At 33.8% G+C, this 17085-nt stretch carries 20 protein-coding genes; 8 read left to right on the top strand and 12 right to left on the bottom strand.

All coding sequences use genetic code 11. The features are described 5' to 3' along the window. Positions 1-29: 29 nt before the first annotated feature. The 5 genes from KBF89_00365 to KBF89_00345 all read left to right on the top strand — a co-directional run bounded on the left by KBF89_00365 (position 30) and on the right by KBF89_00345 (position 5086). Positions 30-1643, top strand: coding sequence for an FAD-dependent thymidylate synthase (locus KBF89_00365; protein MBP9114781.1), 1614 nt, complete (start codon positions 30-32; stop codon positions 1641-1643). 365 nt (positions 1644-2008) lie between these two features. Continuing rightward, a complete protein-coding gene (locus KBF89_00360; protein ID MBP9114780.1) occupies positions 2009-2458 on the top strand; it encodes a DUF4193 family protein in 450 nt (149 codons plus the stop codon). Between the two features lie 102 nt (positions 2459-2560). After that, on the top strand, positions 2561-4060 hold the full coding sequence (gene lnt / locus KBF89_00355; GenBank protein MBP9114779.1) for an apolipoprotein N-acyltransferase: 1500 nt from the start codon (positions 2561-2563) through the stop codon (positions 4058-4060). Then, entirely contained in the window at positions 4042-4611 is a 570-nt protein-coding gene (locus KBF89_00350) for a hypothetical protein (protein ID MBP9114778.1), read from the top strand. Before lnt ends, KBF89_00350 begins: the two co-directional genes overlap by 19 nt. A 94-nt stretch (positions 4612-4705) precedes the next feature. After that, a complete protein-coding gene (locus KBF89_00345) occupies positions 4706-5086 on the top strand; it encodes a hypothetical protein (protein ID MBP9114777.1) in 381 nt (126 codons plus the stop codon). Positions 5087-5252: 166 nt separating this feature from the next. On the opposite strand, the gene KBF89_00340 is transcribed toward KBF89_00345, so the two are convergent. Then, entirely contained in the window at positions 5253-5591 is a 339-nt protein-coding gene (locus KBF89_00340; protein MBP9114776.1) for a hypothetical protein, read from the bottom strand. A gap of 134 nt (positions 5592-5725) precedes the next feature. Between KBF89_00340 and KBF89_00335 the strand changes: the two genes are divergently transcribed. Beyond that, positions 5726-7354 (top strand): DEAD/DEAH box helicase, encoded by a 1629-nt coding sequence (locus tag KBF89_00335; GenBank protein MBP9114775.1) that lies wholly within the window; start codon positions 5726-5728, stop codon positions 7352-7354. Here the strand turns inward: KBF89_00335 and KBF89_00330 are convergent. The 6 genes from KBF89_00330 to KBF89_00305 form a co-directional block, all read right to left on the bottom strand. Then, entirely contained in the window at positions 7344-7775 is a 432-nt protein-coding gene (locus KBF89_00330) for a hypothetical protein (GenBank protein ID MBP9114774.1), read from the bottom strand. The genes KBF89_00335 and KBF89_00330 overlap by 11 nt on opposite strands. 6 nt (positions 7776-7781) lie before the next feature. Continuing rightward, a complete protein-coding gene (locus KBF89_00325; protein MBP9114773.1) occupies positions 7782-8243 on the bottom strand; it encodes a MerR family transcriptional regulator in 462 nt (153 codons plus the stop codon). Between the two features lie 88 nt (positions 8244-8331). Then, positions 8332-8850: a bifunctional nuclease family protein gene (locus KBF89_00320; protein MBP9114772.1), complete on the bottom strand. Its 519-nt coding sequence runs from the start codon at positions 8848-8850 to the stop codon at positions 8332-8334. A gap of 41 nt (positions 8851-8891) precedes the next feature. Continuing rightward, a complete protein-coding gene (locus tag KBF89_00315; GenBank protein ID MBP9114771.1) occupies positions 8892-9971 on the bottom strand; it encodes a MerR family transcriptional regulator in 1080 nt (359 codons plus the stop codon). Next, the gene (locus KBF89_00310) at positions 9968-10414 is read right to left on the bottom strand and encodes an FHA domain-containing protein (protein ID MBP9114770.1); all 447 of its coding nucleotides are present in this window, start codon (positions 10412-10414) and stop codon (positions 9968-9970) included. Before KBF89_00310 ends, KBF89_00315 begins: the two co-directional genes overlap by 4 nt. Before the next feature lie 69 nt (positions 10415-10483). Continuing rightward, positions 10484-11029, bottom strand: a complete 546-nt coding sequence (locus KBF89_00305) for a CDP-alcohol phosphatidyltransferase family protein (protein ID MBP9114769.1) — start codon at positions 11027-11029, stop codon at positions 10484-10486. Positions 11030-11051: 22 nt separating this feature from the next. Here KBF89_00305 and KBF89_00300 point away from each other — a divergent pair, with 22 nt between their 5' ends. Continuing rightward, the gene (locus KBF89_00300; protein MBP9114768.1) at positions 11052-11615 is read left to right on the top strand and encodes a hypothetical protein; all 564 of its coding nucleotides are present in this window, start codon (positions 11052-11054) and stop codon (positions 11613-11615) included. Positions 11616-11628: 13 nt separating this feature from the next. Here the strand turns inward: KBF89_00300 and KBF89_00295 are convergent, their stop codons facing one another. The 3 genes from KBF89_00295 to der form a co-directional block, all read right to left on the bottom strand. Continuing rightward, positions 11629-12789: a hypothetical protein gene (locus tag KBF89_00295; protein ID MBP9114767.1), complete on the bottom strand. Its 1161-nt coding sequence runs from the start codon at positions 12787-12789 to the stop codon at positions 11629-11631. Positions 12790-12946: 157 nt separating this feature from the next. Beyond that, the gene (locus KBF89_00290) at positions 12947-13123 is read right to left on the bottom strand and encodes a hypothetical protein (protein MBP9114766.1); all 177 of its coding nucleotides are present in this window, start codon (positions 13121-13123) and stop codon (positions 12947-12949) included. A gap of 12 nt (positions 13124-13135) precedes the next feature. Continuing rightward, a complete protein-coding gene (der, locus tag KBF89_00285; protein MBP9114765.1) occupies positions 13136-14548 on the bottom strand; it encodes a ribosome biogenesis GTPase Der in 1413 nt (470 codons plus the stop codon). A gap of 133 nt (positions 14549-14681) precedes the next feature. Here der and ispH point away from each other — a divergent pair, with 133 nt between their 5' ends. Beyond that, complete coding sequence (gene ispH / locus KBF89_00280; GenBank protein ID MBP9114764.1) at positions 14682-15764, top strand: 4-hydroxy-3-methylbut-2-enyl diphosphate reductase; 1083 nt, start codon at positions 14682-14684, stop codon at positions 15762-15764. An 11-nt stretch (positions 15765-15775) separates the two neighbouring features. On the opposite strand, the gene KBF89_00275 is transcribed toward ispH, so the two are convergent. Together KBF89_00275 and cmk are read right to left on the bottom strand one after the other, a co-directional pair. Further along, a complete protein-coding gene (locus KBF89_00275) occupies positions 15776-16417 on the bottom strand; it encodes a 1-acyl-sn-glycerol-3-phosphate acyltransferase (GenBank protein ID MBP9114763.1) in 642 nt (213 codons plus the stop codon). Then, the gene (gene cmk / locus KBF89_00270) at positions 16414-17073 is read right to left on the bottom strand and encodes a (d)CMP kinase (GenBank protein MBP9114762.1); all 660 of its coding nucleotides are present in this window, start codon (positions 17071-17073) and stop codon (positions 16414-16416) included. Before cmk ends, KBF89_00275 begins: the two co-directional genes overlap by 4 nt. Positions 17074-17085 lie beyond the last annotated feature (12 nt).

Here is a 17085-nt window from a genome sequence, read left to right as displayed (position 1 = left end):
AAGCATTTCGACGTAGAATAATACATATGATGTATGCACATGAAACTTTCAATGATGAAGAGATAAAAGCTTTAACTCCATATTTTACAAACCTAGAAGGACCAGTCTTTGCACTGACCAATTTACCAGAAGTGGTACGCGGAGCCTTATTTGCTAGATACTCGAGAAGTGATAAAAGTTTGCGACGTTTATTTCTCGATGAGTTTGTTGGTGAACTAGATACATCTGGTGATGTGACTTTAGATGCAACAGTAGGTTTAGAACATGCTCAAAATCTATATCAAAAAATATTCTTCGAATACGGTGATGATTCTGTAGCCCAGCTTGGTGGCGTTCATTTAGCTTGCGAACAAGCAAGTAATATCCTCACAAAAGTTTTAGAGTGGGGAAGATTGATGGCATACCTCGAGCAATCTACTCGTTACATACCTTACGACACACGACTAGGTGGTCGCTATCGTTATGCACGACCTAGCGATATATTGGATTCGCCTTTAGGAGCAAGATATATTGGTGATATTGATTCTATTTTTGATGGTTATTCAGCCTTACTACCAAAGCTTTCTGATTGGGCAAAACAACGCTACCCAAAATCACCTAGTGATTCTGATTTCGTCTACAAAATGACAATCAAAGCAAAAGCATGTGACTCTGTAAGGGGTTTGCTTCCTGCTGCAACATTATCCAATGTTGGTATGTACGGAACAGGTCAAGCATACGAAGCTCTATTGTTAAGAATGAATGCGCATCCGCTAATAGAAATGCGTGAATATGCACATTTGATGTTGATCGAATTGCGAAAAGTTATTCCTTCATTTTTGGCTCGTGTAGACCGTCCTGATCGTGGTGGCGAATGGTCTAATTATTTCACACAGACACAGGAAGATGTTTCTGGTGAAATTGAAAGACTATTTGAATCAGATCTGACAGAAGCAAAAATTGAACCAGCAAATGTGACTTTAACAGACTTTGATCCTGATGGTGAAAATAAAGTGGTTGCTGCAATTTTGTATAGTCATTCTCATAAAAGTGAATCTGAATTAATTAGAGATGTTGAAAAATTAACCCACGATGAGAAGCTAGCTATTTTAAATGCTTACGTCGGAGACCGCAAGAATCGACGCCACAAGCCAGGCAGGGCATTCGAGAGGACAGACTATAGATTTGATGTTTTAAGTGATTACGGAGCCTTCCGTGACCTACAACGACATCGTATGCTCACTATTGAATGGCAACAACTTACACCTCACCACGGTTATGATATACCTGAGGCTGTTATTGAGGCGGGCGTTCAAAAAGAGTTTGAAGATATTTTAGAGACTTCAAAAAATTTACATGATTCGTTGAGTGAACGTTTTCCTGTAGGTGCATCATATGCTGTTGCCTTACAATATAAGATTCGTTATGTGATGCAAATGAATGCTCGTGAAGCAATGCACATGTGTGAACTTCGTTCAGCTCCCCAAGGCCATATTGCTTATCGTGAAGTTGCCCAAGACATGCATACTCTAATACGAGATGTTGCAGGTCATAAAGCAATAGCGCAATCAATGAAATATGTTGATTATGGAGAATACGAACTTGAACGTTTGGATTCTGAAAGAGCTGCAGAAAAAAAACGTCAACTTGCAAACAGTAAATAATCTTAAAATCTTATTTCACTAGCAGTATTTTATACCAAAAAACAAATTGCTTCGAGTTGACAAGAGCACATCTTTTTTTGTTAAATGTATTATTCCTATAAACGTGAGTCACCAAAATTAATTGTTGAATTACGTGGGGGGAGTTAATTGAAGTCTCTTCGCTGAGTAGACAACTTGCATTCGTGCTTGGCACCAAAAGCGAATGAGGCTTCTTTTTATGCATATTGAAACATTTGCTTATTTCTTTTTGTACTAAATGCATTATTTTTCTTGACAATTTACAAAAAATATTAGAAGATTACGCCGAAATTACGAATTTCTAATGAAAATCGGGTTATACTCACCCGCGTAAAAAAGGAGAATCCATGAGTGATTTTGAAGATGATGTTGATGACGATTTTGAAGATGATGTTGATGACGATGATGAATTAGAAGATGACGATGATGATCTGTTGTCCGACGATTTAGAAGTAGACACCGGCAAACTTATAGATGAAGAAGACGAAGATGACGAAGATAAAACTGGTGTAGTACCAGAAGATGATTCGGCTGAAGACGAAGATGTTCTTGATCTAGAAGAAGAACTACATCCAGATGATGTAGAAGCACCACTGGATGCGCTTCTTGCAGAAAGAGTCACTGCAGGTGCATTAGAAGATGAAGAGGATGATGAAGCACCTTTGATAGGTGATAGTGGAACTACTAAAGTTGTACCACGTCGCGAAAGTGAATTTCACTGTTCTTCATGTTTCTTGGTTTTGCCAAACCATATGCTTGCCGACAAAAAGAAAATGCTTTGCCGCGATTGCGTTTAAGATACCAATTATCATTTTTAGTTTCAAATCAAAATGAAGATGTGATCATTAAAGTAAAAACATCACCCCGAATAATGTCGAGGAATTTAAAACGATTAAGCGATGATAAATAAATTTTCACATATCATCGCTGCTTTAATTTTTGGAATATTCGGGGCTCTTGCACAAGAGCCTTATCGCAGCTGGCCTTTAGGTATTTTATTCATTGGATACCTTTTTTATTGCTGGCAACAATATATAACTTATAAAAGAAAAGATTATGTCTTGTATTTTGTTATATGTTGGGTGACCTATGCGAATATAGTTTGCAATTGGCTTAGTTATTTTTCAAGTTTTGCAACAATTGCTTTTATTATGTTACAAGGTATATTTGCTTTTATATTTATTTATTTGGGATCTAAGTTTTCAATAAAATCTGTACCTACAATTTATTTTGCTATTTCATTTTGTACTTTTGAATTTATCCTGGGCCACATACCAACACTTTCATTTACTTGGTTAAACATATCAACAATTCCTATAAATATAAGCTACTTGCATAATTTCATTCGCGCTGGTGGGGGAGCACTGCTTACTTTTATATTCGTTCTTATAAGTGCAAAATTTAGTGAGTTGGTTTTTAGCAAAAGAAAGATCTTTAGTTTTAATCTAAAAGTATTAACAAAAAATCAAAATATTATTAATGTAGTATTAATTTCTTTTCTACTAATTACATTTTTTCTAGGAAATAATGTCTTAGATGACACTAAGCCTAATTATAAAATAACTATTGTTCAAGGAAATGACATAAATCGATATTTAACCAAAGATGAGATTGACAACGACTATCTTCGAAACTCACACATTGATTTAGCAAAAAATATAGATACGAATCCAGATTTAATAGTTTTTCCAGAATCTGCTTTTAATGTAGACCCATTTGATAAGAGCAATAGGCTTGTGCAAGATTTAAAACCTATAGCGAAAAAAGCAAAATCTCTAATGATAATAAATTCTAATACGTATCAAGGTGCTAACTATTACAATACAAATATCTTTTATAATTCGAACATGAAATATATAGGAAAATATTCTAAAAAGAGGCTAGTCCCATTCGGAGAATATGTTCCTTTAAAAAATGTTATTGGAAAATGGTCTGTATTTAAAAATATTGGTGAAGGTTTTTCACCTGGAAAAAAAGATTTAACACTAAAAGGTATAACATCATTAATCTGCTTTGAATCAACTTTTACAGACGATTTCTACAGAGCCATAACACCATCTACGAAGTTAATGGTGATAACTACTAACAATAGATCATATCGTCTCTCGGGAAATTCTAAGCAACATCTAGCGCAATCAAAATTGCGAGCTATAGAGTTTTCAATACCAGTAATTCACGCATCGGTTTCTGGTAAATCGGCAATAATTGGTAAAGACGGGGAATTGATTGCACAGTCTGAAATGTTCAAGAACAAACTCATTGAAGGTAGCGTTAATACGTCTATTTCGCGTTCTTTTTTCTCACAATATCACGACTGGTTTTCTTTTCTATGTTTAATAGTTGTACTATGGTCAGTAGTATTAAAGGCTAAGGAGTCAAAATGGAAAAAACGAATATAGAAAAAGCTAAAGATCTATTCATTTACGCACCACTAGGTGCATTCGGATTCGTCAAAGATAATGCTCCAACATTTTTCACAATGTTTGTGAATCGCGGAAAAAGAGATGCATCTAATACAAATTTAATTCCAGATGAAAAAGTAGCACAAGAAGTTCAAGCACGCGGGGAAGAAGTTGCTGGCCAAGTTGTAGTTGGTGCTATGAAAGTGATCGATTTTGTAGAAAGCTCAATTCGTAATCTTGCCGACCAAATAGACATTTCGGACATTGAACAAAATGATGCTGCTCATAAAATCACTGAAGATGAAGTTCGCGTTGCATTTGATGAATCAAAAATTACTAAGCAAGATGTCGAGCATGCATTTGCTGCAAGTGGAATTAATGGAATCATCAATCATTATGAGATATTAAGTGCACCTGAAATTATTGGTAAATTAGATATGTTAAGTCATGATGATCTAAAAATCATTGTAGATTTTGAAAAGAATTTTCGTGATCGAAAAACTATCATCCATGCAGCCAATTACCAATTGAATTCAAGGCAATCTTAATATTTTGAGCATAAATAAGATTTTAAATTTTAAAGTTGTTGAAACAACTCCAAAACAGACCACTGATTTCTTTGAGAGAGCTCAAAGCTATTTTATGGATAGATTACACCTTAGAGGCTACAAAGAGCTTCTAAACGAGATTAAAGAGCTTTCTGGCTCATCTGAATTAACAAATCAGCTTTATCTTCTTGCATTTAGCGATAGTATAGCTTGTGGGTTGTCGTGGTCTTATTTAAAAGATGATGTAATTAAGATTCCAATATTTATTGTTGATGCTGGTTTTAGAGAAATTGGGATCGGAGATTATTTATTTAACTCAATTTTATCGCATAATATTTATAAAGATGCAAAAACATTTGAATCGCAAGTATTACCTGGTGATAGAAATGCAAAAAACTTTTTTGAGCAACATGCCGGCAAGACCCGTGAGCTAATTGTCCAGGGTATTATAACTGAAGCGAAAACTGAACAATAACCATTTACTGCCAAACTTATTTAAACTATACCTCTTTCCCGTTTGCCCATAATATATGTTATGTAAAGCAAGGAATGTGACACTCCATATCTTAATGTTAACTTAGAAAAGTATGAGTATACACGGTTGCCTTTATATTATTAAGATCACAAATATATCTGAATATTTACAGACAAGTCGGGTTTGGACCACTAACCGGTCCATTTATTGTAATATCACCTATTTGAGCTAATACCCAACGAGAGTCAGTAAATCCGTTTCCATGTGTCTCTTTTAATGCAGCCAGGCACTGTTTCCCATTAGCTTCAAATGTTCCGATACCTTTCTTGCCATCAATTTCAATATTTTTAGCACCTGGTACAGTTTCAATTATCTGAGCTGTTAAATCTTCTTGATCACCATCATTATTTAATTGATGTTCAGCATAAGCATCTGCACCAAAAAATATTCCTCTTACTGCTCCAGCGAGTAGGAGTACTTTGACTGCCGTTGTTCTTTTACTCATCTTCATCTCTCATATCAAATTAGATCTTTTGTTGGAGATAAATATTAACAAATTAAATTGGTAACAGGCGAATTGAAAAATTGAGACTAAACTCTAACAACTAAAACTAATCAAGATGAAATACAAATCTATTAATGAAATCTAAATACAACGTGAGGTTATGGCAAGATAAAGCTATAAAGGAATTTGACAATAAAATAACCCAAGGTGGTGAATCAAACTTTTTATGTGTGGCCACTCCCGGTGCCGGAAAAACAACATTTGCTTTAGTTTGTGCGCGACAATTATTGAGTACTAGTAAAGTTAACAAAATAATCATAGTAGTGCCGTCTGCGCATCTTAAAGAACAATGGGCAGATGCTGGCGCTGAACTAGGGATCCTATTCGACACAAATATAAAAGAACTATCACAAGATAGCTTTGGCGTAATAACAACTTATCAAGGTGTAGCAGCAAATACAAAATCTTTTTCAGAAATTTCAGAAAATGCGATGATTATATTAGATGAAATTCATCATGCTGGAGATGATAAGACCTGGGGAGATTCATTACGAATAGCTTTTAGCAGGGCAACCACTCGCCTATTACTTTCTGGTACCCCTTTTAGGTCAGATGAAAATGCTATCCCATTTGTAAAATATGTTAATGATGAATTACAAGTGGATTTTGAATATGGATACGAACAAGCACTAAAAGACGGTGGTGTTGTACGACCGATAAATTTTACAAGGCTAGATGGGCATATGGAATGGATCGATACTGATGGCGAATTTAATTCATTTTCATTTGCTCAAGCGATCGACACTAAACGTATTCAGCAAAGATTAAATGTTGCACTTAATAAGGATGGTGCCTTTTTATCAAATTCATTATCACGTGCTAATCGATATTTAAAAAAACTAAGAAAGATTGATCCTAGTGCTGGCGCATTAGTAATTTGCATTGATCATGAACACGCGAAAACAGTTTCCTCATTATTGAGAAAGTTAGGTGTAGAGCCAACAACAGTTCTGAGTGATGATTCAAATGCATCAGATAAAATAGCTGATTTTGCAAATGGTAATAGTGAGTGGTTGGTGGCCGTTCGTATGGTCTCTGAAGGAGTAGACATACCAAGATTACGTGTTGGAGTTTTTGCAACTAATACCACTACAGAATTATTTTTTCGTCAGGCAGTTGGTAGATTTGTGCGTTTGAGAAATCATGGCGAAGAAGCAATGATGTTTATACCTAATGATCCTCGTATAGTCGCTCACGCTCAAAGTATGGCTGAGTCAAGAGTCCACAACCTAAAAAGAAATGACGACGATGACACAGATTCAATATTATTCGACGAAGAAAAAAAAGAACAAACCTGGAAAGACGATGAACAACTTTCAATGTTCCAAGTACTAAGTTCTACACCAATACATTCACAAGATGACATTTTAGATTCACCAATGTCTAAGAAATTAAATTCTATTTTGACTCAGAGTGTTTTTGAAGGTATTGAAATTGAACTACCACCTCTACCCTACTCAAATATTAAAGTTAAGCATAATGATATAGATTTAAGAAAAATACGTAGAACCAAAAAAGCTTTAAGGGATTTAAATACAGAACGAGTAAGAACTTTAGCTACATACTCCGGAGAACAGTATGCCCAGATTAACTCAAATCTAAATAAACTTGTCGGGATCACATCGATTACTAAAGCAAGTATTGAACAACTAGAAGAGCGATTAAATCACGCAAATAAACTAATGAAAAAGATTAGGACTTAACTTTATTTGAATATTTTCTTGTACGGTTGAGACCAAAATAAAGTAGCAGAACACCAACAACGAAAAGTTTTACACAAACTACAAATATTGTAATGTTAAAAGCACCATCATCTTGATCCAATACAGCATTCCTAACATTTGACTTATCGTAATAAACCGTAACTTCACTAAAACGTTTTAAGGTACCTTGCGATGGCGAAACTATGGGCGTTATTTTAACTATACCCTCAGACGTCGGGTATTGTACTTGACTGCGAGAAATTACTAACGCACGAATTTTGACACCGTTTTGTTTGATTCGAGCCCTATAACTTTGTTCATTTACATGCCATCTAAGCAATAATAAAGATGAAATTATGAGTATGAAAGATAATACGAAATAGACAACAGTTTTACCCTTTTTTTTCTCAGTTTTTTTCATTAACATTTATGCTATCGCAAAGTTAGATTCAACCGACGCATCTGCACCACTTGTATTGTTGTTAATCTTTTTACGAACTTCGTCTGCAGCTTGACTTAAAGCAACAATTGTAAATACACCTTGACCACCTTTAATTATATCTATCAATAATTTTGGATTTGAAGGATCATTTAGAAATACTGAATCTGAGGTCATGACAAGATCAGCTTGTGAAAGACTTAGACCTTCTTCATGTAAATAATCTGTTGCCCTACGAACTTCACTTAGTTTCATTCCTGAATCTAACATTTTTTTAATTACTCTCAGCTCAACTAAATCTGTGAATGAATATTCACGTGAAGACCCAGATCCTTTTGCTTCAACTGTCGGTACGAATATGTTTTCTCTTGCCCAATAATCAAGTTGGCGATAAGTTATAGAAACTAATTTACATGTTTCTTTCGAAGAAAATGATTGTTGATTTTGCACATCAACAGGATACAACTAAAATGTTAAGAATAACAAACATTAAATAAATAATTCGATCTACCAGGTTGTTAGGTTTTTAATTTATTTTTTAAACAAAATCTTCTGGTGATATTTCATCTAGGAATGATTTGAATTGTTCTATTTCTTCTTCTGCATTATCTGCGTCGAGTTCTATATAATTTTCTTCAAAAAGTTCTCTATTTATAAAAATTTTAACAGGAGTATCGTTTCTTATCGCAAGTGCTACTCCATCACTAGGTCGACATGACATAACAATTTCCTTATCAATATTTCTCTCTATAAAAACTATGTCTGCATAAAAAGTCCCATTGTCTATATTTGTAATATTCAGTTTAGAAATACCATAACCTGATATATTCAAGAAATCATTAAAAAGGTCATGTGTGAGTGGTCTTAGCAATATTTGATTTTGCAATATCGTCATAATCGATGTAGCTTCAGGCATACCTATAGATATTGGAAGATATTTATTAGTACCATTTTCTTTAAACAAGAGCATCGGAATATTGCTTGGTACTTCAATACGAATACCAACAAAATCAACTTCAATACTTGGTAAGTTTATATCCTTATTTTCTTCAGGCATAGCTCAAATCTTTTATGTAATGGATATTATCTATAGAACAATTATAGGGTATCATTCTCATAAGCACGAAGTAACATTAATTCTTTTAATGCTGCTGATTGTCTAATAAATTCAATAGCTTTTTCTTTTGCGATTTCGCTAGCCCCTGGATTACGTTTTCTAAGATCATCTTGTATTACGTGTTCTAAATATCCCACTTCTCGACCAGCAAATAATACATATGTTTTTAATAATCTAGGTTCTATTCCTAATCCCATTAGTTTTGATGCAACTTCAGCTATATCTATCTGACTTTTATCGAAAACCATTGAATTACCTTCACCCGTCGCATCCAATATTGAGAACCTAACAAGTTCTTTAAGTATTGGCCCGCTTACACCTGTAAGAATAGTCATCTTCTCTAATGATAGAACTGAATCAAGTGGCTTCTTCTTCGATTTTGATTTATTAGTATGAGTTAAAGTTGATGTAGCCCCCACAAGATCTTCTACATCTAATTTTTCTCTTTGTGAATCAATACCATGTGCTATGCGAATTGGATGTATTTTCTTATCTTGATCATTTGATCTTGTTATAATTGAGTCACGCGAAAAAGGTGATTCTTGTATTTGCGAAATTTTTTGTTTATTATTCGTTGAATTTGAATCTGCAACACTTTTAACTAAAGTACTTATAGTTGAACCAATATTGTTACTTAAGTTTTCTTGCTCTATGCTTTCAACTTTATCTTTTACAGCACTCAAATGTGTTTGTTCACGTTTTGGCGTCAATTCAGATAAATTTCTTTCAGTTATATCGACAACATTTTTGGAAATGCCATTTAGCGGTAAAGTGCCTGATGTTTCAAAATCAAATGATGGAGATTTTCCCTCGTCAAAGTCATTATCATTAAGTTTTAATAAGTATTCTTTTATAACTTTAAGAGGCAAAAAACGATCACGTTGGTGAGAAAGAATCCATTTTAATTTCGTTATATCTACTTCAGAAAACATTCGAAACCCTGAAGAAGTTCTCATTGGTGCTATTAGACCTTGTGATTCCAAAAAACGAATTTTTGATACTGTTATATCTGGAAATTCGTCATGTAATTGTTCTAATACATCACCAATAGAAAATGTCATTTTTGAGTCCTTCTTGCTAATGCAAAAACAAATTTACCAATTTGTATCACATCTCCTGTTTCAATTTTGCATGATTCCACTGCATTCGAATTGACATAAGTACCATTTGTTGATCCGGTATCATTTAATATCAAGTCGCCATCTTTAGATAATATTTCACAATGATGACGCGAGACGGTAATGTCATCAAGTAAAACTGTACAATCTGTTCCTCGACCAAAAGTATTTTTCTCATCGTGAAAAAATATCAAATCACCTTTAGTTGGTCCACGTAATACTTCAAAGCAATACGATTCACCTTCAATTTCTTTATTCGATGCAATCGGTCCATCTGAATTAAGAATAGAGCTAACAACTTGTGTTGCAGAAGTATCAACTAAATCTTTATTATTTGGCGATTTTGTATCTGGGTCAGCCGAATCTATATCTTTGCTATTTGCCATTACACATCCCCCACTAGTTATTAGCTAACAGTCTATTAGAATATTGGACAAAACGTAAAGTCAGAGCTTTTATTGCTTTGTTTTTGGACGTAATACTGATAGATATTCATATAGTGATATGTATCCTGTAGGAATCGACACACAAGTTGCAAATATCGCCAACGCTAAAAATACTTTTTCGACAATACCATAGTGTGTATTTACTACTACCCAACTAGGTGTTGCAACCATTGCAGCAAATGCAGAAATTTTTCCCACTTTATTTACATCTGGCCTTGGAATTTTCCTTATAAAAATAAGCAGTGTACCAACGCCGACTAATAATTCTCTTAGTCCTATTACTATTAAAAACCAGTTCGGGACACTGCGTGTCATAAAAAATAAAATGAATGATGTAATTAATAATAACCTATCGGATATCGGATCCAATATACGCCCTAAAGCTGTTACCTGATTAAATCTACGTGCAATATATCCATCTATAAAATCTGTAATTCCTAAGACAGCAGCTATTAATGCTCCTTTGAAAGGATCATCTAAACCAACTATAAACATTGGCACCAATAGTATTATTCGCAGTACTGTTAAGGTATTCGGAATATTAATATTTTTCATAATTGTTGTATAATCTTAGCCTATGACAGATGTTATAAATATTGGAAAACTAAAATTTGAAAAATATCTTAATCATAAGGATTTATTAGCAGAACCTGTACTTGAGCATCTATCAAAGCCTGAATATTCTCAATATATAAATCAAGTTTTCGTGAGTGAAATAGACCCTGGTTTTGCTGATACTGCTGAATTTTGTAATTTCTATGATATTGGTCTAGATATTTCAGCAAACACTATTGTTATTGAAGCTAAACGAGCCGGCAATATATGGCACTGTGCTTGTAATATTTTAGCTACTACCCGTGCTGATATTAATAAAATTATCCGTAAACATATAAATGCTAAGACTGCTTCATTTGCTTCAATGGATTTTGCGGTTAGTAAAACAAAAATGGAACATGGTGGTATTGGAATAATTGGAATGCCTAAAGATTGGCCGATTTTAATAGATAGTAAAGTACTTGATCACGAATATGTAATTATTGGTAGTGGTATTCGTGGTTCAAAAATAGCTATCACCCCAAATGCCTTGATTAAAATCACATACGCGACAGTCATAGAAAATATGGCTATTGAAATAGTTTAAATATTAGTAGCTCTTATGGGTATGGAAATCCAATAGATAAAACTCCACCAGTCTCCTGTACATCTGGCTTAATAGTATCCCCCGATGGATTATAACTTCTATCTCCATAGCAAAAATCTTCTGCAGGTGTGATGATTTTAGATTCCACTAATTCCGCTAAAACTGAACCAGCTTTATTAGATACTTCACTTCTTATATGTTCAACAATATCATCATTTAATCCATGAAAAACATCAAGTGCTGCATTTTTAAAGTTTTCTTCTGTCAGAAAACCAAGATGAAAATTTAGGGAAAGTATTTCTAGTTGTGTTATAGGTTCATTTTCAAGACCTGTTATTGTATTTATTCTTGATAATTGACTAGCATTAAGTATAGGGTTATCAAAAATACCATCACCTAATCTAGACCTTAATTGACATAAGATGACTAAGCCAGAATAAGAATCTAAACCTATTTTCCTAGCTATAGATTTTACTTGTTCCTTTTTCAAACGATCCATAATTGATTTAAATAAATCTAATGTCGATGGATCATTTGGATTTAATATTTCAGCAAGATGCGCAACTGCCAAATCATTCAGTTGCTCAGTTTCACCGTCATTCATTCGACCAGGAATAATTAGCATTTCAGCAACTGCGACTAAGCTATCCCCTGTAAAAGGATTTAATAGTTTTACGTTTTGTTGACCGGAAAGCGCAATCCTTCCAAAACCTTTGGCCTGTTCTTGGATTAATGCAAGAACTAAAGGTAATCTAACAGATTGAAAAGATCTAAGATTTTCGTCCGGCTTCCTAGTTGTAATTCGATCAATTATTGTATCTAATATTTGTGGTGTTGTTGCACCTTGTTTTATTAGTCCTTGAAGTACGTTAAGACTATTTTGGTCACTTAATATTATGTTTTTAATAAATTCAGTAAGTGCCTTATTTCCCGCATAACGAACAGCATCCGAGATATAATCATTTACTATTTTCAACTTATCATCTTCATTTAGAAATACATTGTTATAAGCTTTTAGAATCGCTTTAGCTATATACGCTGGAAGGATAGGCTCATTATACTTTTTGGGCTTTTGATGGAATCTCCAATTAAAAGCTTCATGCATAGCCTTTTTTATTCTTCGCTTGTTATATTGCTCCCTTAAAGAGTTTGATATCGTATTAATATTAGGCAAATTAATTCCTTATGTAGTGAAATATATTATAATAGACAATACACCACATATCAAATTAGGAAATCCGGATAGAATTATTTGCTCTCTGGCTAAGCTTTCCAAATATCTCGAGGAAATCGGAATACAACCTAGGTAAATAAACTATTAGTACAAATATTTATGTCAGTAATCTATAAATAATTTGAACAAAACGAAAGACTAAATATAAAGCTATAAGTCCTACTACTAACCAAAAATGCCAAGGAATTTTCGTATCATCTTTTATTAGTTCATCAATACTGTGAATATCACGATCATCTTTAGTTTCAAAATTTGGTTTTCTTTTTTTTATCATTACAAATTTATCTTAGCCGCTTTTGCGCTTAAAACGTAATTTAATAGCAGTTGAACCTAAATTGAAACTTTCTCGCAATACATTTTCTAAATATCTCATATAGCTCTCGTCTAAAGCTTGAGAAGTAAACAGTGTGATAGTCGGAGGATTAGAAGCACCTTGCGTAGCGTAAAAAATTCTAACTCGCTTATTTCTTCTCATTGGATGAGGATGTGCAATTTGAGCAGTATGAATAACTTTATTTAACTCTGCTGTTGGTATCCTTTGTTCATAAGCATCACGTGCTTCAAAAAGTGCGGGTATTATTTTGTCTAACTTGCGACCAGTTATAGCACTCAAGGTTACAATAGGAGCATAATCAACAAAACCAAGTTCGCGTTTTGCTTTTGCCAATGTCTCCAAACGCTGATCAGTATCTAACAGGTCCCATTTATTCATTAAAATTACAAGAGCACAACCAGCAGCATCGATACGTTCTAAAAGACGCATATCAAAATGAGTCACGCCCTCTTCCCCATCAACCATAAATAAAACACAATCAGCACGATCAATAGCTGCAAATGAACGAAGTGAAGAATAGTATTCAGTAGCATCACTTTGACGTGCTTGACGCTTAAGTCCTGCTGTATCAACAAAAGTCAAGGTACCAAATTCAGTATCGATGCTAGTATCAACTGGGTCACGCGTAGTTCCAGCCATATCATGAACGATTACTCTCTCAGAACCAATGAGCTTATTAAATAAAGTAGATTTACCAACGTTAGGTCTACCAGCGATAGCTACACGAAAACTAGAGTCCGTTTCGCTTTCGTTATCTTCAAATTCATGTGGAAGATTCTCAACAACAACATCAAGTAGATCTCCCGTACCAATTCCATGAATAGCACTTACGGGATATGGGTCACCTAGTCCTAAAGAAAGAAATTCCCATGATTCACTTATCACTAAATCATTATCAGCCTTATTACAAACAACGTATGTAGGCTTTTTAGATTTTTTTACAATATTAGCTATATCAATATCTTCTTGAGTTACACCGGTTGTTGAATCAACTACTAAAAGTATTATGTCCGCTTCTTGTATTGCCATTTCGCTTTGTCGTGAAATCTTTTCATCTAATGGTGTTTCATTAGCATTTATTATTGGATCTTTCTTTATTCCCAAAGATTTATCAATGGCTTCGTCATATTTCGTAAATTTATTCGCTTTAGTTGAAACTCTAGATTTTTTAGCTGCATAGGAAGTCCAACCTCCAGTATCGATAATTTCAAATGCGTTATCTTTCCATGTAACAGACAACGTACGTCTATCTCTTGTTACACCAGACTTTTCTTCGACAATAGTTTCTCGTTTACCAACTAAACGGTTTACAAGAGTAGATTTTCCAACATTTGGTCGACCGACAACAGCCACACGATTCTTCATTTTATTACCTTTAAATAGATTCAAATATCAACTCTGTTAAAAAAGACTAGTAAGTCAAGAGCCGAATTTATATATATAGTTTAGTCGATTGCCAATTATTACTCACATGTCAAGCGAGTACTAGACTGATTACATGGTTAAAAAAGTCTACTTAGCTCAACCTAGAGGTTTTTGTGCAGGTGTGGAGATGGCAATAAAAGCTTTGTCATTTTTAGCAAATTCTTTCGAGAAACCTATTTATTGCTACCACGAAATTGTACACAATCGTATAGTGGTAGAAAGATTCGAAAATAAGGGAGTAATCTTTGTAAATAGTATTGATGAAGTTCCTCAAGGAGCTGTGGTGATGTTAAGCGCTCATGGAACAGCACCTGAGATTGTCAAAGATTCGAATGATGAAAATCGAATATCTATCAATGCTGTATGTCCTCTAGTTACAAAAGTTCACCATGAGGCAAAAACTAGAACGAAAAAAAATTATGAAATATTATATATTGGCCACCAAGGTCATGATGAAGCTATAGGTACAAAAGCTGTAGCGCCTAACAATATACATATTATAGAAAATGAAGAACAGTTAAACAGAGCAGTTGAATCTATTAGTGAAGGTTCACCTGTTGCACTATTAGCACAGACAACATTAGCCATGGAAGAATGGCAAGAGATGCAGGTTCTAGCTAAAAATAAATTTCCCGAATTATGGACAGCTTCTAAAGGCGACCTTTGTTTCGCAACAACGAATCGCCAAATCGCATTGAGGAAATTGGTTGATGTTAGCGATGCAATAATAGTGATCGGTTCGGATAATTCTTCCAATACTTTAGCATTAGAAAAAGTAGCACTCGAAAGAGGATGTAAAAGAGTTTTTAGGATAGATAGCCCAGATGATGTTGAAACTTGCGATCTGGCCAACGAAGATATTGTTGGTGTAACTGCAGGTGCAAGTGCACCCGAAGACATAGTTCAAGCCGTCATCTATAAGCTAAATGCTAGAGACGGCGTAGAATTAGTAGATGCAATAAATGAAGACGAGTATTTTCCACCACCTCGAGAATTAAGAGAGCTTGCTACAGATTTAAATTACGCAATTTTTAATATCTTTAACCTAAGAAAAAAGCAATTAAATATTAAAGAAAATATCATTGATGATGAAACACTTAGAAGTGTATTTAAAGATGATCGCCATAAAAATGCGAGTGATAGTTTAACAAATTAAAATCTTTTTTATCAAAAATCTTTACATCTCTCATATAATTCAAAGAGCTTTTCTGTTAATTCATCTTGAATATCTTTTGCTATAGCTGAAGTTTTTCCAGCCTTTTCTATATGACTAGTTATTGGTTCACCTATCAGGATATATATTTTAGACTTGCGCGGAATAAAGTTTTTTATATAAAAGGGTTTATCAACACCATAAAGAGCAACGGGGACTATTGGGCTATTAGTTTTTGCAGCAAGAAAACTTACACCACTATTAAGTTCACCGATATTATCGAACTTATTTCTAGTTCCTTCAGGAAATATCAATAATTTATCTTCATCATTTAATGCCTTAATAGCTTTTTTGATAGCTGTAGGATCATTACTATCTTTATCAACTCCAAAAGATCCACAAGTTTCAAAATAATATTTACTATATTTATTTGCGATTAATTCTTTCTTTATCATCCATCTCATTGGCTGCCAAGTTATACATCCTGCACATGGAATATCAACCATTGATCTATGAGTTGGAGCGATGATCACTCTACCCTTTTTTGGAATATTATTTTTACCCAAGATAGTTGGCTGTAGTATAAGATGCGTCAATAAATTATTGATAATATGACTTGTTTGAAACCAAATATATTCTTTTCTTTTCCAACTCATCTTTTGTATTCCTTAACAATTAAATTAACTAGTTCATCTAAAGTATTTGTATGAGAATCTAATTCGAGCACACCATCAGCCTTAATTAAAGGATCAATTTTTCTTGTGGAATCAATTTTATCTCTAAGTGCTATAGATTCTGTAACATTTTCAAATTTCTCATTAAATGCACTGTCACTTTTATCTTCACTTCTACGATCGATTCTAATAGCTTGTGGTGCATCCAAATATACTCTCACTTTGGCATTGGGTACCACTACAGTAGTTATATCTCGACCTTCTAAAATTCCGCCTTTATGTTCAATAACCCAATCCTGCATTTTCTTTGTTAGAACAGCACGTACTTTTCCATGAACTGATACATAGCTAACATTAAGAACTACATCGTGATCTCGAATTCGTTTCGAAACATCTTGGTTATTTAAAGTAACGATACGATTATCAAAATGAAAATCCAGTGTTTTTGCGATATCTAATACTTCTTCTTGATTATTTACATTTAAATCATTTTCTAGGCATAATAGCGTTACACATCTATATAATGAACCAGTTTCTAAAACTGATAAGCCTAAATTCTTACTTAATTCATAAGACAAAGTAGTTTTTCCTGAACCCGAAGGACCATCTATAGCTATTGTGTGTTTATCAAAGTTCATACTATACATATT

The organism is Acidimicrobiia bacterium (assembly GCA_018057765.1).
Classification (GTDB): domain Bacteria; phylum Actinomycetota; class Acidimicrobiia; order IMCC26256; family JAGPDB01; genus JAGPDB01.
Note: the sequence above shows the minus strand (reverse complement) of the source record. Positions and strands in the feature narration are given on the sequence as shown.